24 protein-coding genes are annotated in these 21,427 nt (G+C 70.5%); 12 read left to right on the top strand and 12 right to left on the bottom strand.

Annotated elements, in window-relative coordinates; genetic code table 11:
- Nucleotides 1–27: 27 nt before the first annotated feature.
- Genes ABGB01_RS34045 through ABGB01_RS34025 form a run of 5 tightly spaced genes read right to left on the bottom strand, consistent with a single transcriptional unit; the run spans nt 28 to nt 4,793 of the window.
- Nucleotides 28–1,086: a VWA domain-containing protein gene (locus ABGB01_RS34045; RefSeq protein ID WP_347777688.1), complete on the bottom strand. Its 1,059-nt coding sequence runs from the start codon at nt 1,084–1,086 to the stop codon at nt 28–30.
- Nucleotides 1,087–2,037, bottom strand: coding sequence for a VWA domain-containing protein (locus ABGB01_RS34040; RefSeq protein WP_347777687.1), 951 nt, complete (start codon nt 2,035–2,037; stop codon nt 1,087–1,089).
- A gap of 43 nt (nt 2,038–2,080) precedes the next feature.
- Complete coding sequence (locus ABGB01_RS34035; RefSeq protein WP_347777686.1) at nt 2,081–2,965, bottom strand: DUF58 domain-containing protein; 885 nt, start codon at nt 2,963–2,965, stop codon at nt 2,081–2,083.
- A 3-nt stretch (nt 2,966–2,968) separates the two neighbouring features.
- Nucleotides 2,969–3,958, bottom strand: a complete 990-nt coding sequence (locus ABGB01_RS34030) for a MoxR family ATPase (RefSeq protein ID WP_347777685.1) — start codon at nt 3,956–3,958, stop codon at nt 2,969–2,971.
- 25 nt (nt 3,959–3,983) lie between these two features.
- Nucleotides 3,984–4,793 (bottom strand): trypsin-like peptidase domain-containing protein, encoded by an 810-nt coding sequence (locus ABGB01_RS34025; RefSeq protein ID WP_347777684.1) that lies wholly within the window; start codon nt 4,791–4,793, stop codon nt 3,984–3,986.
- A 183-nt stretch (nt 4,794–4,976) separates the two neighbouring features.
- Here ABGB01_RS34025 and ABGB01_RS34020 point away from each other — a divergent pair, with 183 nt between their 5' ends.
- Both ABGB01_RS34020 and ABGB01_RS34015 read left to right on the top strand, forming a co-directional pair.
- Nucleotides 4,977–6,176 (top strand): hypothetical protein, encoded by a 1,200-nt coding sequence (locus ABGB01_RS34020; protein WP_347777683.1) that lies wholly within the window; start codon nt 4,977–4,979, stop codon nt 6,174–6,176.
- Nucleotides 6,177–6,210: 34 nt separating this feature from the next.
- Nucleotides 6,211–6,531: a hypothetical protein gene (locus ABGB01_RS34015; RefSeq protein ID WP_347777682.1), complete on the top strand. Its 321-nt coding sequence runs from the start codon at nt 6,211–6,213 to the stop codon at nt 6,529–6,531.
- 21 nt (nt 6,532–6,552) lie between these two features.
- Here the strand turns inward: ABGB01_RS34015 and ABGB01_RS34010 are convergent, their stop codons facing one another.
- Nucleotides 6,553–7,731 carry an MFS transporter gene (locus ABGB01_RS34010; protein ID WP_347777681.1) on the bottom strand — a complete coding sequence of 393 codons (1,179 nt, stop codon included), beginning with the start codon at nt 7,729–7,731 and terminating at the stop codon, nt 6,553–6,555.
- A gap of 106 nt (nt 7,732–7,837) precedes the next feature.
- Between ABGB01_RS34010 and ABGB01_RS34005 the strand changes: the two genes are divergently transcribed.
- The gene (locus ABGB01_RS34005; RefSeq protein ID WP_347777680.1) at nt 7,838–8,350 is read left to right on the top strand and encodes an Lrp/AsnC family transcriptional regulator; all 513 of its coding nucleotides are present in this window, start codon (nt 7,838–7,840) and stop codon (nt 8,348–8,350) included.
- An 87-nt stretch (nt 8,351–8,437) separates the two neighbouring features.
- On the opposite strand, the gene ABGB01_RS34000 is transcribed toward ABGB01_RS34005, so the two are convergent.
- Nucleotides 8,438–9,331, bottom strand: coding sequence for a helix-turn-helix domain-containing protein (locus ABGB01_RS34000; RefSeq protein ID WP_347777679.1), 894 nt, complete (start codon nt 9,329–9,331; stop codon nt 8,438–8,440).
- 77 nt (nt 9,332–9,408) lie between these two features.
- Between ABGB01_RS34000 and ABGB01_RS33995 the strand changes: the two genes are divergently transcribed.
- A complete protein-coding gene (locus ABGB01_RS33995) occupies nt 9,409–10,254 on the top strand; it encodes an alpha/beta fold hydrolase (protein ID WP_347777678.1) in 846 nt (281 codons plus the stop codon).
- Nucleotides 10,255–10,376: 122 nt separating this feature from the next.
- Nucleotides 10,377–11,330 carry a DUF3500 domain-containing protein gene (locus tag ABGB01_RS33990; RefSeq protein ID WP_347777677.1) on the top strand — a complete coding sequence of 318 codons (954 nt, stop codon included), beginning with the start codon at nt 10,377–10,379 and terminating at the stop codon, nt 11,328–11,330.
- Between the two features lie 28 nt (nt 11,331–11,358).
- Here the strand turns inward: ABGB01_RS33990 and ABGB01_RS33985 are convergent, their stop codons facing one another.
- Nucleotides 11,359–11,802, bottom strand: a complete 444-nt coding sequence (locus ABGB01_RS33985) for an SRPBCC domain-containing protein (RefSeq protein ID WP_347777676.1) — start codon at nt 11,800–11,802, stop codon at nt 11,359–11,361.
- Between the two features lie 85 nt (nt 11,803–11,887).
- Here ABGB01_RS33985 and ABGB01_RS33980 point away from each other — a divergent pair, with 85 nt between their 5' ends.
- Nucleotides 11,888–12,427 (top strand): sugar nucleotide-binding protein, encoded by a 540-nt coding sequence (locus ABGB01_RS33980; protein ID WP_347777675.1) that lies wholly within the window; start codon nt 11,888–11,890, stop codon nt 12,425–12,427.
- A gap of 20 nt (nt 12,428–12,447) precedes the next feature.
- Here ABGB01_RS33980 and ABGB01_RS33975 read toward each other — a convergent pair whose 3' ends face one another.
- Both ABGB01_RS33975 and ABGB01_RS33970 read right to left on the bottom strand, forming a co-directional pair.
- Nucleotides 12,448–12,858: an HIT family protein gene (locus ABGB01_RS33975; protein WP_347777674.1), complete on the bottom strand. Its 411-nt coding sequence runs from the start codon at nt 12,856–12,858 to the stop codon at nt 12,448–12,450.
- A gap of 57 nt (nt 12,859–12,915) precedes the next feature.
- Nucleotides 12,916–13,662 carry an alpha/beta hydrolase gene (locus tag ABGB01_RS33970; protein ID WP_347777673.1) on the bottom strand — a complete coding sequence of 249 codons (747 nt, stop codon included), beginning with the start codon at nt 13,660–13,662 and terminating at the stop codon, nt 12,916–12,918.
- Nucleotides 13,663–13,985: 323 nt separating this feature from the next.
- On the opposite strand from ABGB01_RS33970, the gene ABGB01_RS33965 reads away from it, so the two are divergent.
- The 6 genes from ABGB01_RS33965 (at nt 13,986) to ABGB01_RS33940 (ending at nt 19,154) form a co-directional block, all read left to right on the top strand.
- Entirely contained in the window at nt 13,986–15,323 is a 1,338-nt protein-coding gene (locus ABGB01_RS33965; RefSeq protein ID WP_347777672.1) for a glutamate-cysteine ligase family protein, read from the top strand.
- A gap of 103 nt (nt 15,324–15,426) precedes the next feature.
- Complete coding sequence (locus tag ABGB01_RS33960; RefSeq protein ID WP_347777671.1) at nt 15,427–16,404, top strand: hypothetical protein; 978 nt, start codon at nt 15,427–15,429, stop codon at nt 16,402–16,404.
- Between the two features lie 64 nt (nt 16,405–16,468).
- A complete protein-coding gene (locus tag ABGB01_RS33955; RefSeq protein ID WP_347777670.1) occupies nt 16,469–17,557 on the top strand; it encodes a hypothetical protein in 1,089 nt (362 codons plus the stop codon).
- 14 nt (nt 17,558–17,571) lie between these two features.
- Entirely contained in the window at nt 17,572–17,751 is a 180-nt protein-coding gene (locus ABGB01_RS33950) for a hypothetical protein (protein WP_347777669.1), read from the top strand.
- Between the two features lie 188 nt (nt 17,752–17,939).
- Nucleotides 17,940–18,110, top strand: a complete 171-nt coding sequence (locus tag ABGB01_RS33945; protein WP_347777668.1) for a hypothetical protein — start codon at nt 17,940–17,942, stop codon at nt 18,108–18,110.
- A 69-nt stretch (nt 18,111–18,179) separates the two neighbouring features.
- Nucleotides 18,180–19,154 carry a TAXI family TRAP transporter solute-binding subunit gene (locus tag ABGB01_RS33940; protein ID WP_347777667.1) on the top strand — a complete coding sequence of 325 codons (975 nt, stop codon included), beginning with the start codon at nt 18,180–18,182 and terminating at the stop codon, nt 19,152–19,154.
- 47 nt (nt 19,155–19,201) lie between these two features.
- Here the strand turns inward: ABGB01_RS33940 and ABGB01_RS33935 are convergent, their stop codons facing one another.
- Together ABGB01_RS33935 and ABGB01_RS33930 are read right to left on the bottom strand one after the other, a co-directional pair.
- A complete protein-coding gene (locus ABGB01_RS33935) occupies nt 19,202–20,731 on the bottom strand; it encodes a HAMP domain-containing sensor histidine kinase (protein WP_347777666.1) in 1,530 nt (509 codons plus the stop codon).
- A gap of 6 nt (nt 20,732–20,737) precedes the next feature.
- Nucleotides 20,738–21,421: a response regulator transcription factor gene (locus tag ABGB01_RS33930; RefSeq protein WP_347777665.1), complete on the bottom strand. Its 684-nt coding sequence runs from the start codon at nt 21,419–21,421 to the stop codon at nt 20,738–20,740.
- Nucleotides 21,422–21,427 lie beyond the last annotated feature (6 nt).

Here is a 21,427-nt window from a genome sequence, read left to right as displayed (position 1 = left end):
AACTGAGGTTGCAGACTGCTAGGCAACCTAAGTTGCAACCGGGCGACGGGGACGGTTCCACCAGAGGGAGAGGGACAGGGCCGCGGTGATGAGGACGGCGCCGCCGGCGGCGAAGGCGGCGGCCGTGTCGACCCGCTGGGTGACGACGGTGAAGGTGCCGGGCAGGGCGTCGAGGGCGCTTTGGAGCTGGTCGGCGTTCTCGGCACGGTGGTAGGTGCCGCCGGTGGTCTCGGCGATCTGCTTGAGCGCGGGCTCGTCGAGCATGCGGATGTTGCGGCCCCTGTCGAACCCGCCGCGTCCGCTGAAGCCGCCCCAGCTGCCCCAGCCACGGCCGTCGAACTGCGAGTTCTCGCAGACCATCGGGGCCGGGTCGGTGCTGCCGAAGCCGATGGGGAAGACGCGGACGCGGCGCAGCGCCGCCTCCTGCGCGGCGGTCTGCGGGTCGACTCCCTGGGTGTTGGCGCCGTCGGTGAGCACGACGATCGCGGCGCCGGCGTAACCTGACCCGCCGCCGGGCGGGTTCGCTCCGGTGGGCGCGACCGACGGGTCGACCTCCGCGATCGCGTCGATCGAGGTCAGCATGGCCTGCCCGATCGCGGTGCCGCGGCCCACGGTGAGGCCGTCCAGCGCCTCGACCAGCGACTCCGTGTCGTCGGTTGGCGGCACCAGCAGACCCGCGCTGCCGGCGAAGGTGACCAGGCCGATGCGCGGCCCGCCCCGCTGCGACTCGATGAACTCCGCGGCGGCCTTCTTCGCGGCGGTGATGCGGTTGGGGTCGACGTCCGTGGAGCACATGGAGCCGGAGGTGTCGAGCGCCAGCAGGATCGTCGCCGACGTCTGCGGCACCGGCACCGACGCCTGCGGCCGCGCGGCGCCGACCACGAGCAGCACGAGCCCGGCGACGAACAGTGCTGGGGGGATCTTCCGCGTCCAGCGGGTACGGCCGGGCAGGGCGCTGCGTACGAGCGCGATCGAGGTGACCCGCACGGCGGCCCGCCGCCGGCGCCGCCGCGCCCACCACCGGATGGCGAAGATCAGCGGGATGATCAGTACGGACAGCAGCGCCCACGGCCACGAGAACACCATTCAGATCACCCGTCCGGATCGGAGCACCGTGAGCGCCGCTCCCGCGGTGAGCAGCACGAGGGCGAGCCCGATCAGCCCGCCGGCGAGAGGCAGCGGCTCGTCGGAGACGGTGAGCCGGAGATGGATCGTGTCGGCGATCCCGTCGAGCCGCGCGGCGTCGGAGGCGGGATGGTAGGCGCCGCCCGTGGTCTGCGCGATCACGGTCAGGGGTTCCTCCTCCAGCGAGGTCTGCAGGTGGTAGCCGTCGACCTGCACCGTCGCCCCGGCCGTGGTCCCGACCCCGACGGTGTGGATGTGCACGCCTGCCCGCTGGGCCACTTCGGCGGCCCGTTCGACGTCGCCACCCTGGTTCTGGCCGTCGGAGAACATCACGATCGTCGCCGACGGCCAGTAGCCGATGTCGGGTGTTTCGCCGTCTCGGCCGACGGCCACCTGCTTGCCGGTGATCGCCGACAGCCCCGCCGTGATGGCCGCACCCAGCGAGGTGCCGCCCGTGAGTCTGAGGCGGTCGATGGCCTTGAGCGCGACGGAGTGGTCGGCGTCGGGCCGCGCGGTGGTGAGCGCGCCCCGTTCGAACGCGACGACGCCGATGTCGACGCTGTCGGGCTGTGCCGCCACGAACGCGCGGGCCGCCCGCTGCGCGGCCGCCAGCCGGTTGGGCGCGACGTCGCCGGCGCCCATGCTGTTGGAGACGTCGATGGCGAGGATGACGGTGCCCGCGGTCCGCGGCACCGGCACCATGGCCGCCGGTCCGGCGGTGGCGATCGCGAGCACGCCGACGCCCGCGATCGTCAGCCCGGCTCCGAGGTACGCCCGCCGGCCGCCCGCCATGGCCACCCCGGCCGCGGCCAGCGCCGCCGTCCGCCGACGCGCCGAGACGACGGCCGCCCAGGCGAGCGCCGCCGTCACGAGCAGCCCGGCGACCAGCAGCAGCGGGGAGGACAGGGTCATGAGGTCTCCTTCCCCGACATCGTGCGCCGCCCGGCGGGCTCGGTCATGTCCGCCGGTCCCGGGTCCGGGCGACGACCTCGACGAGCGCCTCGGCCAGGTCGCGGTCGGTGTCGACGCGGTGCACGGGCACCCCGGCCCGGCGCATGCCCGCCGCGAGCCGGGCGTCGCGGTCGTCGACGGCCTCGCGGAACCGTACGCGCAGCAGCGGGTCGGCGGAGTCGACGACGAGTTGCTCGCCCGTCTCGGCGTCCTCGACCACGATCAGCCCGGCTTCTGGCAGCACGTCGTCGGCGGTGTCCACGATCCGCAGGGCGACCACCTCGTGCCGCCGGGCCAGGCGCTGGAGCGAGCGTTCCCAGTCGCCGTCGCCGATGAAGTCCGACAGCACGACGACGAGGGCGCGGCGGCGGGCGAGCCGTCCGGCCGCGTCGAGCATCTCGGCCAGGTCGGTGGTGCTGCCGCCGCGTGTCCCGGAGGTGCGTTCCAGCTCGGCGGCGATCCGCAGCGCGTGCCGCCGTGAGGTGCCCGGCGGCACGACACGCACCATCCCGGTGTCGAACAGAAGGGCGCCGACGCGGTTGCCGCCCCGGCCGAACAGCCGGGTCAGGACGAGCGCGAGCTCGGCCAGCACGTCGTGCTTGCCGCGTCCCGGCCGGCCCGCCGCCATCGACGCCGACCGGTCGAGCACGAGCCACACCGTCAGCTCGCGGTCCTCGGTGAACACGCGGACGTGCGGCTCGTCCAGCCGCGCGGTCACGTTCCAGTCGATGTGCCGGGCGTCGTCGCCGTCGGCGTAGGCGCGCAACCCGGTGAAGTCGATCCCGGAGCCGCGGTACGTGGTGCGGTGGGCCCCCTGGAGCCGGCCGTCGAGCCTGCGGACGACCTTCCACTCCAGGCGGAGCAGGAGTTTGTCGGGGGCGGTGGCCATGGCTCAGCGGTTCTGCAGGACGACGTCGGGGGCCCGGACCGCGCCGAGCACCCTGGTGATGATCGTGTCGGCGTCGACGTCGTCCGCGAGGGCCTCGTACGACAGGACGAGGCGGTGGCGCAGCACGTCGAGCGCGAGCTCGGCCAGGTCGTGCGGCAGGACGTAGTCGCGGCCGCGCAGGAACGCCAGCGCCCGTGCGCCCGTGACGAGCGCGATGGACGCCCGCGGGCTGGCCCCGTAGGTGACGTACCGTTCCAGCTCGCCGAGCCCGGCGGTCGCGGGGGAACGGGTCACGGAGACCAGCCGGACCGCGTAGTCGACGATCGAAGGATCGACGTACACCTCCTGGGCGCGGGCCCGCATCGCGACCAGGTCGTCGGCCGTCACCATCGCCTGCGGCGGCTCCGGCGGGCGCAACGCCCGGTCGACGATCGCCTGCTCCTCGGCCTGCGTCGGATAGTCGACGACCACCTTCATCATGAAACGGTCGACCTGCGCTTCAGGCAGCGGGTACGTGCCCTCCGACTCGATCGGGTTCTCCGTCGCCATGACGAGGAACGGCTCGGGCACCCGGAAGGTCTCGCGGCCGATCGTCACCTGGTGTTCCTGCATCACCTCCAGCAGGGCGCTCTGCACCTTGGCGGGGGCGCGGTTGATCTCGTCGGCCAGCAGCAGGTTCGCGAACACCGGGCCGAACTCGGTCTTGAACTCCCCCGAGTGCTGGTGGTAGACCCGCGTGCCCACGAGGTCGGCGGGCACCAGATCGGGGGTGAACTGGACGCGCTGGAAACTCCCGGCGATCGCGGCGGCCAGCGACCGCACGGCGAGCGTCTTGGCCAGGCCCGGCACGCCCTCGACGAGCAGGTGGCCGTCGGCGACCAGCGCGACGGCCATGCGCTCCAGCAGGACGTCCTGCCCGACGATCGTCCGTTTGACCTCGAACAGCACGTGTTCGAGCGGGTGGGCCGACGAGGTGGGCTTGGTCGAGGTCATGGGCTTCCTTCTCCTGAGGCTTCGATCAGATCTCGGGCCCGTCGCCCGGCGGGCCGTCGCCTTCGGTGCCGCCCAGGGCCACGCCGATCGGCACGGCGAACGCGATGCCGGCGAACGCCTCGTCGCCTCCCGGGTCGGCGATCGAGACGACGATCCCGACGACCAGGCCGCGCGCGTCGAGGAGCGGGCCGCCGGAGCTGCCCGGGTTGACGGAGGCGTCGAACTGGATGAGCCCGCTCAGGTCGCCCTCCTCCGCGTTCCGGGCGGCGCTGCGGTTCAGGCCCGACACGACGCCGGTGGTGACGCTGTACGTCAGGCCCAGCGGGTTGCCGATCGCCACGACGGGCGCGCCCACGGCCACGCCCCCGCCGAGCGTCGCCGGGACGACGATCTCCGGCAGCTTCGCGGGCTTGAGGGTCGCGATGTCGCGTTCGGGGTTCGACGAGGCGACCGCGGCCTTGGCCTTGGTGCCGTCGGCGAACGTCAGGTTGACGTTCTTCGTGCCCTTGATGACGTGGTACGCGGTCAGGATCGTCCCGTCGTCGGCCGCGATCACCCCGGTGCCGAGCGACTTCCCTGCCTGGATGACCACCACGGAGGGCCCGACTCTCTTGAAGAGGTCCGGCACCGCGAGCGTTGCGCTGGGCGTCGGCGTCGGGCTCGGCCTGGGCGCGGCTTCGTCGCCGTTCCCCCTGCCGCTCCCCACCCAGTACGCCAGCAACGCCACGACGACGAGGACGCCGCCCCCGGTGACCATCCGCCGGGCCTTTCCGGCCACGGCTCGTCGAGCTTGCTGAGCCTCGGCCGCACCGGCCTCCTGCGGCACGCGCTCCATCGCCCCATAGTCATAAATTTCAGGCGAAAGTGCTACAAAGTCCGCCTGAGAACTCCATGAGAACGGACTTCTGCCGCGCCGGGACCGCCGTCGGCTGGGCCCCGGCTCCTTTGCTCCTCCCAGGCCACCGCCATTCGGCATATTGTTCTGCTCTCACCGCAGACCCGTCGTCAGGATCCAAAAGTGGAACTTCCCCCGCATCTGGCCGGCGTGTACGACCTCGTCAAGGACGTGGCGCCCCTCGGTCTGCCGGACGAGGAGGAACGCATGAAGGCCGCCCGTTCGTGGGTCGATCTCGGCCTCGAACTGCGCAGGTCCTCCGGCGAGGTCGAGGCGGCCGCGCGGCACGCCTGGACGGCCAACAAGGGCGGCGACGTCACAGCGTTCCAGGCTCACTGGGAGGACGAGAACGGTCTCGGACGCCGGCTGGAGGAGGGAAGCAGAGGCGCGTTGCTCACCGGCCTGGGGACGATGGCGATCGTGATCCTCCGGGTGATGTGGAAGGCGTACGTCGTCTACGTCGTGGCGATCCTGGCCGCCTCGCTGCTCGCCGCTCTCGCGGCGGGCCCGGCAAGCACGGTGATCCGGTACGCCCGCGTCATGGGAGCGCGTCGCACGCTGGCGCAGATGCGGAAGAAGTTCCGGGAGCAGGTGGAGCTGGTCGTCCGCGACACACTCCACCGAGCCGGGGTGATCGGCTATTGGCTGATACCCGCGTACACGGCTCCGGTGATCACTTCGGTCTCCAGCCTGTGGGACCTCGACCTGATGCGGTCGGACAAGGAGGCACAGCGCCTGACCGAGGAGGTGCTTCGCGAGACGCCCGCGGGCAGGGCGGCGCTCGCCTGGGCGAAGGACCACGGCATCACCGTGATCTACCAGGACGACAGTCTCCTGGGCGCCGACGGAGCCTACATGGACGAGGTCGACGTACTCGCCCTGGACGTCGCGGGCCGGACACCCGAAGAGCTCGCCGAGGCGTTCGTCCACGAGGTGAACCACGCACGCAACGAGGGCAAACCCAACCCGCTCACAATGGGACGGGAGGAGTACATCAAAGCGGCCATCGAGGAGGAAGTCGACGGGGAGGTGAAGGCGCACGAGATGCGGGTGCAACTGGCGGCCGCCCGCGGTGAGTCCTGGGGCTGGGAGAGCAGCTACGGATACGCGTACCAGGCCGCCGTCGAGCAGGAGAACGAGCGACGGCGGGAGCAGGACCTGCCCCCTCTGACCGCCGACGCGACGCGGCGGATCGGGGACGAGGCGGGCCGCGAGGCGCTGCGCGAGTGGGCGCGGTCCGCCGGCTATGAGCAGGAGTTCGAGCGGCGATGGGATCTCCGCTTCCTGCAGCCCGTACTGGACGTCGCAGCGCCTGACTGGTGAGCTGTGCTCGCCGCGCCCTGACTAGGATCTGCGCATGGCTCGCGCACGCAGGGACGATCAGGAAGTCGACCACACCAGTCTCCGAGCCGCCTCGGACGCCGTCCGGGAGGTGGCCGGGCGGCTCGACGACCTGGCCAAGCGGACGTTCGCCGGCGCGGGCATGCACCCGGTGAGCGAGGCCATGGAGCCCAGCGCCGGGTTCGACGCCGAGTACGCGGACCTGCTGCGGGTGATGCCGCAGGCGTACACGTCGCTCGTGGAGCATCTCGGCCGGGTGGCCGACGGCATCATCGAGCACTCCGACACCCACCGGCGTGCCGAGCGGGCCAGCGAGGCGGCCATCGAGGATATCTGAGTGTGTCCGATGCCCCCGAGCTCAGCGGCCCCACCGCGGGCGCGCCTGCGCGAGCGTGGCCAGGACAGCGACGGCGCAGGCCGTCGCGGTGAGTGCGCCGTACCCTCCGGCGGACATGATCACGGTGGACAGGAGGCCGGCGCCCGCCGCGACGGTCCAGACGGCGGCGTCGACCGCGCCCTCGACGTGCAGCCGTTCGGACTCGGGCAGGTCACTGGCCAGATGGCCGCTGCCGGCGACGAAACACAGGTTCCAGGCGTAGCCCAGCAGGAAAAGGGCCACGGGCCGTACCGACGGGAAGGCGGCGGATCCCGCCGAGACGACCAGCAGGAGCAGCCCGGCGAGCATCACCGGCCGGGCGCCGAAACGGTCGAACAGGCGGCCTGTCACCGGGGACAGCGCGAACATGCCCAGCGTGTGCGCGGACAGCGTCAACCCGACCGCGCCCAGCCCGTCGCCGTGCAGGTGCATCTCCAGCGGCGCGGCCGTCATCACCGCGACCATCACGACCTGCGCCGCCACCATGGCGACCAGCGCGGACCGCGCGGCCGGCGTGCGGGCGAGCCGCCGTAAGGACATGCGCGGCGCGGCGGCGGAGCCCGCCCGCGCGGGCGCCGCGACGGAGGCCAGCGCCGCCACCGCGCAGGCGAGCGAGGCCAGCAGGAACGGCCCGGCCCGCGACGTGAGCCCCATCCCCGTGGCCGTGTCGCCGGACGCGTCGAGCAGCAGCGGGCCGCCGACGGCTCCGAAGGCCGCCGACCACACCACGACCCCGATCGCGGACCCCCGGCGATGCGCCGGATGCAGCTCGGCGGCGGCGTACCGTGACAGTTGCGCCCCCGCGTTGCCGAGCCCGAGCAGCGCCATCCCGGCGGTCAGGCCGATCATGTCGCCCGCGACGACCCCGGCGACCGCCAGGCAGGCTCCGGCCGCCGCCATGACGTAGCCGGTGACCAGGGCCGCGCGCCGGCCCGCGCGGTTCGTCAACCGGGTCAGTACGAGCGCGCCCGCGCCGGTCCCGATGATGCCCGCCGTGGCCGGCACGCCCGCCCAGCCCGTCCCGAGCCGGTCCCCCGCGACCAGCGTGCCCGCCACGCTCGCGACCGCCATCGCCGCGTTCATCAGCGCGGTGCCCGAGCACAGCGCCGCCATCGCCCGTCCTGTGCGGGTCGCCCGGCCCGCCTGCGCCTCCACAACCATGGCCTTCACGATAGGAACGCCGCATCCGCCGATGAATGGGCGAACAACGGATTTCAGGGCTGTGCGCCTTTGGATCGCAAAGCATCCGGCGTGCGAGGCTTTGCACATGGACAGACCGCTGGATCAGACGGACTGGCGCATCATCGGCGAGCTCCAGCGCGACGGGCGGCTCTCCTTCAACCGGCTCGCCCAGCGCGTCAACCTCTCGGCGCCCGCCGTGGCCGAACGCGTACGGCGGCTGGAGGATTCGGGGGTGATCACGGGCTACCAGGCACGCATCGACCCGGCGAGCGCCGGGCAGCCGCTGACGGCCTTCGTCCAGATGCGCTGTGCGCACGGCCGCTGCCTGCTCAAGACCACGGCCGCCGAGGACCTGCCCGAGGTCACCGAGGTGCACAAGCTGAGCGGCAGCTGGTGCACGATGCTCAAGGTGCGGGTCGCCTCGATGCCGCACCTGGAAGGGCTGCTCGAACGGCTGGGCGAGCACGGCGAGATGAACTCCCATGTCGTGCTCTCGACGCCGTACGAGGGCCGCACCGTCGAACCTCAGCCCGCGCGTGGCCGTCCGGTGACCGCCTCACAGGGCTGGACCCGCCACCGCCCGGGTGACCGCGCCTGAACCCACCGAGATCATCATGATGATGATGTCCACGAACATGTTACGAGTCGGCGGACTTATGGTCATCAAGTGTGATCCCATCGGAGGTCAAATGGTTCGATCTTGGGCGCCGGTGTCCGGCGACGGCCGGCGACCGGACCCAAGCACTTCCGCGACGTGAGCGGACCAGGCGAGAGGATCGACCGCGAGGAACGGCTCTCCGGCCACGGTCGCCGGGGTCGCCCCGGTGAACTCCACGACGTCGCGGTGCAGGTGGGACTGGTCGGCGTAGCCGGTGTCGGCCGCGACGAGGGCCGCGCCCTCACCCGCGACGAGACGGTGGGCGGCATGGTCGAAGCGGACCAGCTTCGCGGCGCGTTTGGGCGGCAGGCCGAGCTGCGAGCGGAACCGCGACCACAGGCGCTTGCGGCTCCAGCCGGTCTCCCCCGCGAGCGCGTCGATCCTGACGACGCCACGGCCGCCGACGACGCGTCTCCAGGCCCAGGCCACCTCCCCGTCCACGGGCACTCCAGCCGCGAACCGGCGGGCGATCAGCAAGTCGACCAGGGCGAAACGCTCCTGCCACGACGAGGCCTCGCCCAGTCGCTCGCGGATCCGTGACGCCGCACGGCCCCACAGGTCGGTGAGGGAGACCACGGCGCCGTCGAGCTCGGCCGGGGAGACGCCGAGGACCGCGCGTGCGATCACCGGAGACAGGCGCACCTGCACGCACTCCACGTGCTCGCCCCACGCCCAGACCGCGCCTCCCGCCCCGATCCCCGGCCCGGCGGCGACGCTGCCCCGCAGCCGCCCGGCGGCATGGTCCACCACGGGCGAACCGGCGCCGAACTCCACGATCAGGGTCACGGCCGGGTGCGGGATCATGCGCAGCGCGCTCAGGTCATGAGCCCGGAACCCGGCCATGGTGACACCGGCCACCCGGCTGGGCCTCCGTGGGCGCGCGACGCCCCACACCGCCGCGCCGTGGACGAACGTCCGCACCGTCCCATGCTAGGCGAGCCGGCTGAGGGGAACATTCGTCCAATCCACCGGTGCGTACCGGCGGCCACAGTGGCACCATGACGATTCCTGACGGCAGACCGCACGCCGAGGCCACGGAGCGTACGACGTTGTCCCTGGACGACGGCGACATCCACGTGTGCCAGGACGGCCCCCGCGACGCACCCACGCTCCTGCTCATCCATGGGTCCGCCTCCTCGACCCGCTCGTGGGACGCGCTGGTTCCGATGCTGACCGGAGCTCATCGCGTCATCCGGATCGACCTGCTCGGGCACGGCCGGTCAGCCAAACCCGCCGACCGCAGCTACGCGCTCCCGGAGCAGGGACGCCGGGTCGGCATGGCACTGGACCGGCTCGGCGTCAAGCGTGCCCTGGTCGCCGGCCATTCCAGCGGCGGCGCGGTCGCCACCGCCCTCACCGAGCAGCGACCCGGCCTGGTGACCGCGCTCGCGCTCATCAACACCGGCCCGAGCCTGGACGCCTTCATCGCACCGGAGACCGCCGCGATCGGGCCCTCCCAGTGGCCGCCGGCCAACGAGCAGATCCGCCGGCTGGCGGGCCCTGCGTTCAGCCGCGCGGGCTACCGGATCCCGGACGAGTTCCTGGACGAGGTGCGCAGCATGACCTACCACACGTTCACCACCACGATGCAGGCCACCCGCGCCTACCTGGAGGAGCGGGCGCTGCCGGATCGGCTGAGGGCGCTCGGCAAGCCGCTGCTGGTGATCTTCGGCGAAGGCGACCGTCGATGGCGGTCCTCGTCCGCCGCCGGCTACCGCGTCGTCCCCGGAGCGAGGATCGAGATGTTGCCCGGTCTCGGGCACACGCCCATTCTGGAGGATCCGGCACGGACCGCCGCCCCTCTCCTGGCGTTCAGCGCGATCCACGCCGCGCGGGCGGACTGAACGGGGACGATCGACGATCCGTACCACCTTGCTGTCGTTTAGATTGCAGGATGTTGCGGTTCGTGGCGTCAGAAACCGTGTTCTGACCTTCACGGCTCCCTCCTCCCGTTAAGGAAGCTTCCATGAGTGCCCATGACGTCCATACGATGCGCCAGGCGGTGCTGCGCTTCCTCGGCTCACTCGACACCGAGCGGAGGGCCGCGGCGACGGCGGCGTTCGGCTCGCCCGAGCGCACCGAGTGGTCCTATCTGCCGGGGCCCCGTCCGGGACTGCCGCTGGCCGAGATGACCTCCGGGCAGCAGGAGCTGGCGCTCGCCCTGCTCGACGCCGGCTGCGGCGTGGCCGGTGCGCGCACGGCGAGAGGCGTCATCGAGCTCGAACGCATCCGGCGCCGGCTGGCGACCGGCGTCGACGAGATCGACGGCGACCGCTACTGGTTCCGGGTCTTCGGCGACCCAGGAGGAGCGGACCCGTGGACGTGGCGGGTCAACGGCCACCACCTCGCGGTGCACATCACGGTCGCCGGCGACGCGGTCGCCGTCACGCCGAGCTTCCTCGGCGCCGAGCCGGCCATGGTCCTGTCCGGGCCGCAGCGGGGTCTGCGGCTGCTCGCCGAAGAGGAGGAGCTGGGCCGGGCGCTGCTCGCCGACCTCGCGCCGCACCAGCGCTCGATCGCGGTCACCAGCCAGGTGGCCCCCGACGACGTCCTCACCCGCAACGACCCCGCGGCCGATCCCGGCCGCGTACCCCGCGGGCTGTCCCGTGCCGACATGTCCACGTCGTCCAAGGATCTGCTCGAACGGCTGATCCGCCGCTATTTCGACCGCGCCCCAGGTTGGTACGGCGAGACCTGCTGGCGCGACGTGCTCGACGCCGGCCTCGACCAGGTGACGTTCGCCTGGATGGGATCCGACCAGCGCGGGCAGGGCCACTACTACTGCGTCGCCGGGCCCACGTTCCTGCTGGAGTACGACAACACCCAGGACGACGCCAACCACATCCACTCCGTGTGGCGTGACCTGCGTAACGACTGGGGCGAGGACCTGCTCGCGCGCCACTACGCCGAGCACCACTGACCGCCCCGCGCACTGGTGCCGGCGAGAGCTAGGACGACGCTTCGGCCCGGCTCTTCAGCGCCTGGTTGAGCTGCTCGAACACCGGCTCGAACCGGCGCAACATCGGCCACATCACCGGAGCGGCCGCCCCGGTGACGGTCTCCTGGTGACGCACGTGCGTGCCACCACGCTCCTGGTCGAGGGACAGCTCGAAAGCGTGCACCGAGCTGGCGACGCCCCGCGCGATCATGTTGGTACGCCAGGCCAGCCGCCGCGGCGGCGTCGCGTCCTCCACTGTCGCGCGCATAGGCATGACGACGGGGCCACCGGGCCAGAGGGCGGTCGGCAGGGACAGCCGGCTGCCCGTCACCGCGGCGCCCCGCATCCTCGGCACCAGCGGGTTCCACTCCGGATAGGCGTCGAAATCGCAGAGGATCTGCCATACCTGCTCGGGAGATGCCGCGATGTGGATCTCCGTTCGGATCTGGTGCACGCCTCACCTCGCGGTGTCTTGGGGGTCCACACCCTACCCGCACGAACGATCTTGGTACAGGGAGGATCGTTTATGGTGGCCCGCTATGAGGTTCCTCATCGTCGGCGGCAGCGGCCTGCTCGGCGGCGAACTCGCCCGGCAGTGTTCCACCGCCGGACACGAGGTCGCCGCGACCTACCTCTCCCGGCCAGGAGAGACGGAAGGCGTCGCATGGTCGCCGCTCGACGTGCGCCGGAGAGAGGACGTCGGGACGCTGATCTCGGCACGCCGGCCAGAGGTCGTGATCAACGCCGCCTACCGGCAGACGGACTGGGCGACCACGGCGACGGGAGCCGCGCACGTGGCCCTGGCCGCCGCCACGGCAGCCGATCTCGCCGCGGCGCTCCTCGAACTCGCCGTCTCCGGCCACCACGGCACCCACCACGTCGCCGGGGCCGACGCGGTGAGCCGGTACGAGCTGGGGCGGCTCATCGCCCGGCGCGACGGCCTCGACGCCGACCGGCTGCCCTCCGCCCGGAGAGCGGACGCCGGCGTGCCCGGCCCGGTAGACGTGCGCCTGGAGTGCGGCATGACCCAGCGGCGGCTCCGGACCCGGCTGCGGGGCGCACGGGAGTTCCTGAGATGACGTGACAGCGGCGGAACCGCTCACCGAGCCGCGGTCACCCGCTCCAGCACCTCTTGCAACTCTTGGGACGAAGCTCGCCGGGTCTCCCACATCAGCCTCACGCCGTCACCCCGCCACCGCGGGACGACGTGCGCGTGGAAGTGGAAGACGTCCTGCCCGGCCGCCTCCCCCGTGGCGTGGGTGACCGACAATCCGTCGGGAGCCAGCGCCACCCGCAGCAGCGCGCTCACCCGATGCACCAGCCGGGCGACCTCGGCGCAGGCGTCCTCCGGCAGCTCCCACACATCCCGCGCATGATTGCGAGGCACGATCAGCGTGTGGCCCGCCGCGGCGGGGGCGCGGTCCAGGAACGCGACCGCGTGCTCGTCCTCCATCACCCGGTAGGCGGGAGCCCGCCCGGCGACGATCTCGCAGAAGACACATGTGTCCACCCGCCGATCGTCGCATCCCGCCGGCCGTGCCATGGCTCCGCGGACGGTCAGGGTGCTTCAGCGAACGGAGTGCAACTGACGTGAGAGGGAATCCTCGCTGATCAGGTCGAAGTGTCCCAGGTCGGTGAGCTCAACCGAGATGCGCGGCTCGTGCCGGATCGCCTTCTCGAGGGAGGCCCGGTGCTCGGTGTACGGGGCTGACAACACGACCCGCACCTCTCCGGAGACCCCGGCGAGCGTTGCCAGGCGCGCGCCGATCTGGGTGTAGCCGTCAGGGTCCCAGTAGTCGAGCATGTCGCGGGAGAGCTGCCAGAGCTGGGCGAAGTCCTTCTTCGAGATCTTGAGAAGGTATGAGCAGAGTGTGCGGAACAGCTCCAGGTCCGCGGACAGACAGATCAGCTCCTTGAAGACCGAGAGCGGATCTGCCCGGTCTGCCTCGGCGAACAGTTTCGAGATGGTCATCGTCGACTGGTTCACGTTCGGGTCGAGGAGCAGCGTCTCCGCTATCGGCGGAGCCGATGACGGGTCCGCCCGCCAGTGTTCGGCGAGGCGGAGAATCAGATCTGCACCCAGCGAGAACCCGACCAGGTGGATTCTTTTACCGGGATTCTTGACATTGAGCTCGCTGATCAGCTCGGCGACCATCCGGACATGGTCGGACAGCGAAATCGGCCGACCAGAAACGGATGTCCTCGCCTCGAAACCAAAGAGGGTTATCGCGATGCTGTGATGCTCGTCATGGTGTTCTAGGTAATCGCGATAGTCGTCGGCGTCCAGACCAAGCCCGTGCAGGAATATCACCATGGCCGAGGAGGGTGAAGATCTTTCAATATAGGTCAACTGCTGTCCCGATTGATCACTTACCGGAGAAGTGAGGAGTTCGGTTCTCATCGCTGCTTCCAAGGCTTGAGTTGAACGTCGGAGCGATCTTTGGCATTACGGCCGACCACAGCTGACTGTCCCTTATGGGGGATTTGAGCGGGACTTTAGTGGTCCATACGGTGCTGGATTACTATGGACAGCTAGAACCCCTGCTGGCTTAATAGGCTACACGGGATAACTCCATTCGGCACGTACTTGCATAAGGCCGCCGCGCTCTTGGCGAGGGCACGGGGAAGAGGTGGTGCGTGAGCAGCACGATGACGGAGTTCGCGGCGAAGGAATGGATCTACAACAATGCGTTCTCGCGTGCTCATGTAGGCCGGGTAGGTGCCGAGTTAGAGTGGCTGGTCATCCGCAGCGGCTCACCCGACATGCGGGTCGGGCTCGCGGAGATGCAAGCGATTCTGAAAATCGATGTCGATTCCCTGCCCGGTAAGGGCTATATATCGGTCGAACCGGGTGGACAGCTCGAGCTGAGCACCGCCCCCGCCGACTCCCTCGCGGAATGTCTCGAAGCGACGGCCTGCGATCTGGCGCTTCTCCGATGCGCGGCCACGAACTCAGGGTTGTGCCTGGTGGGGAAAGGGCTGGACGATCGCCCAGCGGTCCGCGTAGTCGACATACCTCGATATGTAGCACTGGAGCGGAGTTATGACCGATATGGGCCTAATGGCCGCATCATGATGTGCAATGCCGCTTCTGCCCAGGTAAATATCGATGCAGGCGATAGATCATCGGGTTGGCGCGGCTGGAGACGCCGGTGGTGGCTGGCCAACAGCCTCGGGCCTGTGTTCACAGCCATGTTCGCCAACTCTCCGGTCGATGCCGGCGTGGCAGGCCGCTCCGGGCGACAAATGCTCAGATTCAGAACAGATCCCACCCGTACGAACCCGCTCCCTCTCCAAGGGGACCCCCGGGAGGGATGGGCGGAATATGTGCTGGACGCCCGGGTGGTGAGCATCGAAGAACCGCACACGCGCACCCTGCAGGATCCGCCCATCGACCTCACCATGCGAAGTTGGCTGCGTGGCGCGGGGCCGCGGCCCGTCTCTTCCGACGATCTGCGCAGTCACCTCCGATCAGTGATTCCTCCGGTTCGTCCGCGCGGCTATCTGGAGTTGAGGATGATCGACGCCCAGGAAGGCGACAATTGGGTGGTGCCCATCGTCACGGTGAGCACGCTGCTCGACGACCGGCACGCCTCGGAAAAGGCCGTAGGGATCGTCGAATCCCTGCTTCGGCCCGTCCTGAGAGCCGACTGGACGACCGCCGCCCGGGACGCGATGAACGACCGGCGTCTGGCTGGCGCCGCCCGGCACTGCATGGTGGCCGTCATCGAGGCGATGGACCGGCTCGACGTGCCTGCCTGGGCACGTTCGATCGTGCTGGAGTTCGCCGACACCTACACGTTCCGTTTGAGGTGTCCGGCGGATGACCGTGTCGCCGGTGCCCGGGGACGCCGCGTCGAAACCCCCGGCAGAAAGCGGACGGCGTCGTCGCCGGCGGGACCCGCCCACGGAAGGCACGGGAGGGTGCTGACCACTGCCCAGCCGGATGCCCCGGTAAGAGAGGTTTCTCCGTAGTCTGCGACCCGAGGGGAGCACCGTGTTCCGCGAGCGGCGAGAAGAATTCGGCCGTACTCTCACGGCCATTCAACGACATCAGCAGGGCCACCATGGATGGTCCGTGCTCCACCAGGCGTTCGGCGGAGTGCTCGACGCTGGAGATCCGGCCTTCCACCGCCTGCTGTACGCCGTATGGGCTGCCCGGCCGGGCATCAGTGACGCCCACCTCATCACGCTGATCAGCGCCGCGGTCCGCGACATCGCCCTGCGTGAGCCCGGGACGACAGCCCTGTTCGACGTGCCCGGTGATGCGACGGCGCGTGTGCACGCCCTTGTCGAGTTGGTCGGGCGGAACGAGGAGACGCTGGCCAAGGAACTGCTTGGACGGTCGAACTCCTTCACGGGCGCCCGCCGCTTCCTGGTGCCGCAGTTGCTCATCGGAGCGTTCGCCGCCGCACACGGAATTGACGAGGTGCGCTTTCTCGACCTGGGGACGGGAATCGGGATTTTACCTCGCCAGCTCAACAACAAGACCGTTTACGATCGGTTCGCCGCGGACCTCACGTGGGAGCCATGGGCCCCCGACTATCACGTCATACCGCTGGCCGTTCGCTATGGGGTCGACGCACACCCGCTGCCCACCATGGACTGGGTACGCGCCTGCTACGGTCCGTCGCCGTACTACGAGGAGCGATTCGAGGAGCTGTTGTGGTCCTTCGAGCAGACAGCGGACGTGGAGGGCGACGTCGTGATCCGCGAACTCGACATGCTCGACCTGCCTCGGCTGGCCGAGTTCATTCGCGCGAACCGGTTCAACGTCATCACGTGCAACTTCGTTCTCTTCCAGTACGGCGAACACGTTCAGGCAGCCATCGAGCGATGTGTCATGCAGAACATGACCTCCCCGGGACTGTTCCTCACCATGAACCCCAGCCACGCCCTTCTCCGCCCGGGCTGCCGGGTGCGGGGCCGGCTCGTCGGACACCCGTCGCCACTGCACCTGGCGGAGGCCGGCGACGCTCACCTTCTCGGTACGGTCACGGTGGGGACGGATCTGCCCGTCGTCATCGGCGGGCGGAGGCAGGCCGGAGGTGGCTGAGAGCATCGACGGGCGCAAGACCCTCCCAAGCCTGTTCCGGCGATACCGCGTACTGATCGGCGGAGTGGGCGCCACCGTCGGCGTGGTCATCGGGATCTACAGCGACGAGGCCAGGAAGGCGATCGAGTGGATGTGGGTGAACATGACGGCTGCGTCTTTCACCGTTCCGCTCCTCGCCGTGATCCTGTGCGCGGCCACCTGGCAAGTGCGCGGCATGGTGGAGCGGCGCAGGCAGGGAAACCGGAGCATTCTCAGCCAGTCCTTCGACATCCACATGGACGATTTCGAGGACGACCTCCCCGACGACGAGGCGGTGATCGGACGCGAGCTGCATTATCTGGAACGTGCCACCGGCTCCAGGACCCTGGCGTTGCTCCTGCCCGGGCTCGGGCTCGACGCGAACGACTTCCGGCCCTATATGAACATCGCGCGGGAGCACACGGCGGCGCTGACCCTTTTCGGGTTCAACACCGACGAGGCGCGGGACGAGCGATACCGGCCGGTGGGCCTCACCACCCACGTGGAACTCGTCAACGGCGCTCTCAACAGCCTCCGCAGGAAGTATCCGCAGAAGAAGATGGTTCTCGTCGGCTTCTCGTTAGGAGCCGACATGATCATCAGGCTGAGCGAATTCTGGCAGGCCCATCCGACACGAGATCCACATGTCTCGGCCATATTGCTACTGGATCCCAACATCAATCACTCGTCGATGGTCGTGTCCGGGGCGTTCGCCACGATGAATCCGTCCGACCCTCTGGCGGAGCTCAAAGAGGTCGCTCGCATCCCGCAGAACCTGACTGAGTTCCGCAACATGTCGGAATATCTCCACAAGATCAGCAAGAAGAACCTGGCGCATATCCAGCGACATGCCGAGGACTGGTGGGACTACTGGGAGGGCGATGGCCGGTATGACCTGTTCTTCCAGCGCATCGGCAGGCTGCACGCCATGAACCCGAAGATCAAGATCCTGTTCTCCGTTCACTACGATCACCATTTCAACGAAATTTACGCCAGAGCCAGACGGCAGAACATGGGCCAGGTCTTCGGCCTGTGCAGAGACGACCACTTCGAATTGCTGAACGACAGGCTGCTCGCCGACGAGGTGGCCAAGGTGCAGGCGGGTTCCCATCTGACCACCCTGGTGAGGGGATAGCTTCGCGGCCGCCCGTGGCGCCCGCCGCCCTGGCCGGGTACGCGTTGTCGTCCCTCGTGCCCGGTCCCGTGCTGCCGATCGTGCACGCCGGGCCGGTGCTCGTGGTGCTCGTGACCGTCGGGTTCGCCACCGTGCGCCTGGCTCTTATCAAAGGGGACACCGCGCTCTCGCGGATGCCTCGGGCGTCATGTTAGGGGCGATGCGGATGTTCCAAAGGGGCGGCGAAGAACTCCCTGAGAGCCAGGGTCGCGGCGCCTATGACGGGCATGTCGGCGAGTGCCGCCCTCTCGATGCGTAGCGCGTCGAACATGGCGGAGAACAGCCGCCGGCGTACCTCGGCGCGTACCGGATCGAGCAGCGCGTCACCGGCGGCGGCACCGAGGTGGGCAACGGAGAGCTCGACTATCTTGCCATCCTGCGGGCGCTTGAGCGTGTGGGGTATGACGGCTGGCTGATCGCCGAATCGGAGTTCGGCGCGGATTGGCGTGGCAGCACGGAACTGGGAGTGACCGCCCGCATCCAGTACGACGGGCTGACGACGCTCCTCGGCTGAGGTCCATGTGGGTGCGGTTTCCAGACGGAGTCGCCGAGCACGAAGGCGAGCGTCCGTATCATCGCGGGCATGGTGCTGCTGAACCCGGAGCCGCGGCCCAGCCGGCGGGCGGTGCTCCTGGCCGCTGGAGGGCTGCTCGCCGGGTGCGGCCGGCAGCCCGAAGCCGACGAGGTCGACCTGCGGCTGGCCACCGGGCCGGCCGGGGCGGTCTACCGGCGCATCGGCGGCGCGCTGGCCGGCCACATCTCCGAGCAGGTGCCGGGCGCCACGGTGCGCACCGTGCCGAGCGGGGCGTCCACCGACAACATCCGGATGTTGCGGGCGGGCGAGGTGCAACTCGGGCTGACGAGCCTGGACGCGCTGATCATGGCCGACGGCAGCGCTCCCGAGGGGCTCTCGGCGATCTGCCGGCTCTACGAGAGCCACCTGCACCTCGTGGTCATGGCCGGTTCGCCGATCGAGGAGTTCCGCGACCTCAAGGGCAAGCGGGTCTCCCTCGGCGCCCACGACTCGGGCACGGAGTTCACCTCCCTGCGGGTCCTGGAGTCCGGGCCGGTGGACGCCGACGGCCGCTACCTCAGCCAGGCCGCGTCGGCGGCGGCGCTGCGCGACGGCGAGATCGACGCGATGTTCTCCCTGACCGGCGTCCCGACACCCGCCATCACGGAGCTGGCCCGGCAACACGCGATCCGGCTGATCCACCTGGACGAGCAGGCGCCCGCGCTCTTCACGGCGTTCCCGGGTCCCTACACTCCGGCCATGATCCCCGCGACCGCCTACGCCGGTGTCCCCGCCACCCGCACGTTCGCCGTCCCGAACGTGCTTCTCGCGCGCAACGACCTGCCCGACGACATGGTCCACGCCATCACCGACACGATCTTCACGCACACCGGCACGATCACCTCCGGCGGGCCCGACGCCGCAGGGGCCGGTCCGGAAGCCGTACCCGAGGCGTGGCAGATCAACGTACGGACCGGGATCTCCACCGCGTCGATCCCGCTCCATCCGGGCGCGGCCGCCTGGTTCCGCGACCGCAAGCGCTGATCCCGAGCGCCGCTCCGGCGGGGGGAATCAGGGGTCCCAGGCGAGGCTCACGCGGAGGTCGCAGGCGAGTCCCAGGCGGGGGCAGGAGCCGGCGCGTCCGGCGACGACGCCACCCGAGGCACGGCGGGCAACACGACCACCGCGGCGAATCCGTGCCCCGACCCGGCCGGGCGCGGCAACCCGTCCTCCAGCCGCAACTCGCCACCGGCGGCCCCCACCAGGTCGGCGCAGATCGCCAGTCCGAGGCCGGTCCCCGGCACGTTCTGGTGCCGCGGCGAGCGCCAGAACCGCCGTAGCGCCTGGACCCGCTCGGACGCGTCGATCCCCTGCCCGTCGTCACGGACGGCGATCGTGACCACCCCACCGGCCCCGGAGCCGCCGCCGGGCCCGCCACCCGGGCCGCCGGCCGCACCGGGATCGGCCCGGGCGGTCACCTGCACCGCACGCGCGTCCGACAGCCGCAACGCGTTGCTGATCAGCTCGTCCAGGATGCTGCCCAACCCTCCGGACGGCTCCAGCAGCCGCAGTCCCGGCGGCACGTCGACCGTCAGCGTCTGCCCCGCGTTCTCCGTCAGCGCCCGCCACCGGTCCACCCGCGTCGCCAGCACCGCGTCGAGGTCCACCGGCGACGCCGTCCGTATGCTCTCCATCCGCGCGCTGGCCTGCAGGGAGTTCAGCATGCGCTGCATGGCTTTCAGCTCGTCGACGGCGACGGCGTACACCTGACGCCCGTCGCCGGCCCCGGCCCCGTCGGCCGGGCCCAGGTGCGGTTCCAGGCTCTCGACCGCGAGCCGGAGGCTGGTCAGCGGGTTGCGCAGCTGGTGCGAGGCGTCGGACACGAACGCCCGCTGCCGCTGCACGGCGTTCTCGACGGCGTCCATCATGGTGTTGAACGACTCCGCCAGCCGCCGCAGCTCGGCCGGGCCCGCCTCGGCGTCCGCGCGGATCGTGAGGTCGCCCTGGGAGATGCGCGAGCTGGCCGCGTCCAGCTCGCGCACCGGCCGCAGCACCCACGCCGACACCGGCCAGGCGACGGCCACGAGCGCGATCAGCGGCAGCAGCCCGAGTGCGGCGAGCCGGGCCCAGCGCGCGAGGATGCGGGAGCGCGTCTTCGACAGGTCGGAGATCGTCACGACGGCGCCGACGACCTCGCTGTCCCGGCCCACGGGTTCGGCGACCACGAGTGCGGAGTCGTCCCAGGGCGCCCATTCCCCTGAGGGTTCGGGTCTCGCCCCGGCCAGCGCCGCGGTCACGATGCGGGGCAGCGCCGGCTCCTCGCGGGCCGCCTCCTGGTAGGCGTCCGCGGGTCCGAGCAGCACCGTGCCCGAGGTGTCGATCACCGCGACGGGGATGCCGTACAGCTCGTGGTAGCGGGCCAGTTCCTGCTGGAGCGCCTCGGTACGCCCGGTCGAGAGCGCGGTCTCGGCCAGCGACGAGAACCGCCCGACGTCGTTGAGCCGGTCGACGTACGTCTCCTGGATCTCCCGCTCGGCCACGGTGACGCTGAGCGGCACCCCGAGCGCCGCGACGAGCAGCACCGCGAGAGGCACCAGGACGACGAGCAGGCGACGGTGCATGGCGCGTCAGCCGGCCGGCTCCGGCCGGTCGGCCAGGAGCCGGTAGCCGACCCCGTGGATCGTACGGATGATCTCGCCCGGTCCGAGCTTGTGCCGGAGCGCCGCGATGTGGGTGTCGAGGGTGCGGCTGGAGGACTCCCAGGTGGCGCCCCAGATCTGGTCGAGGATGACGTCGCGGCTCACCACGTTGGGGGCCCGCCTGGCCAGCAGCAGGAGCAGCTCGAACTCCTTGCGGGTCAGCGTCACGGGGGCGCCGTCGACGGTGACCTCGCGGGTGCCGACGCCGATCCGCAGCGGGCCGAGGACGAGGGGCTCGTCGGGGTGGCTGAGGGCGCGGGCCACCCGGGTGCGCCGCAGGACGGCGTCGATCCTGGCGAGGAGCTCGGGGATGCCGAACGGCTTGACGATGTAGTCGTCGGCGCCGGCGCGCAGGCCGCGTACGCGCTCGTGCTCCTCCGAGCGTGCCGTCACGGCGATGACGGCGGTTTCCGGGCGGTCGCGCAGCTTGCGGATCACGTCGAGCCCGTCGCCGTCGGGCAGGCCCAGGTCGACGAGGACCACGTCGGTGGGGTCGGCGCGCACGGCTTCGGCGGCGGTGGCGATGCGGTGGACCTCGAACCCGGCCTGAGCCAGGACGGTCACCAGACCCCGCGCCACGCGGTCGTCATCCTCGATGATGGTGATCCGCATAGTGGA

It is taken from the genome of Nonomuraea sp. B5E05 (assembly GCF_039880665.1).
In the GTDB taxonomy this organism is placed as follows: Bacteria; Actinomycetota; Actinomycetes; order Streptosporangiales; family Streptosporangiaceae; genus Nonomuraea.
Note: the sequence above shows the minus strand (reverse complement) of the source record. Positions and strands in the feature narration are given on the sequence as shown.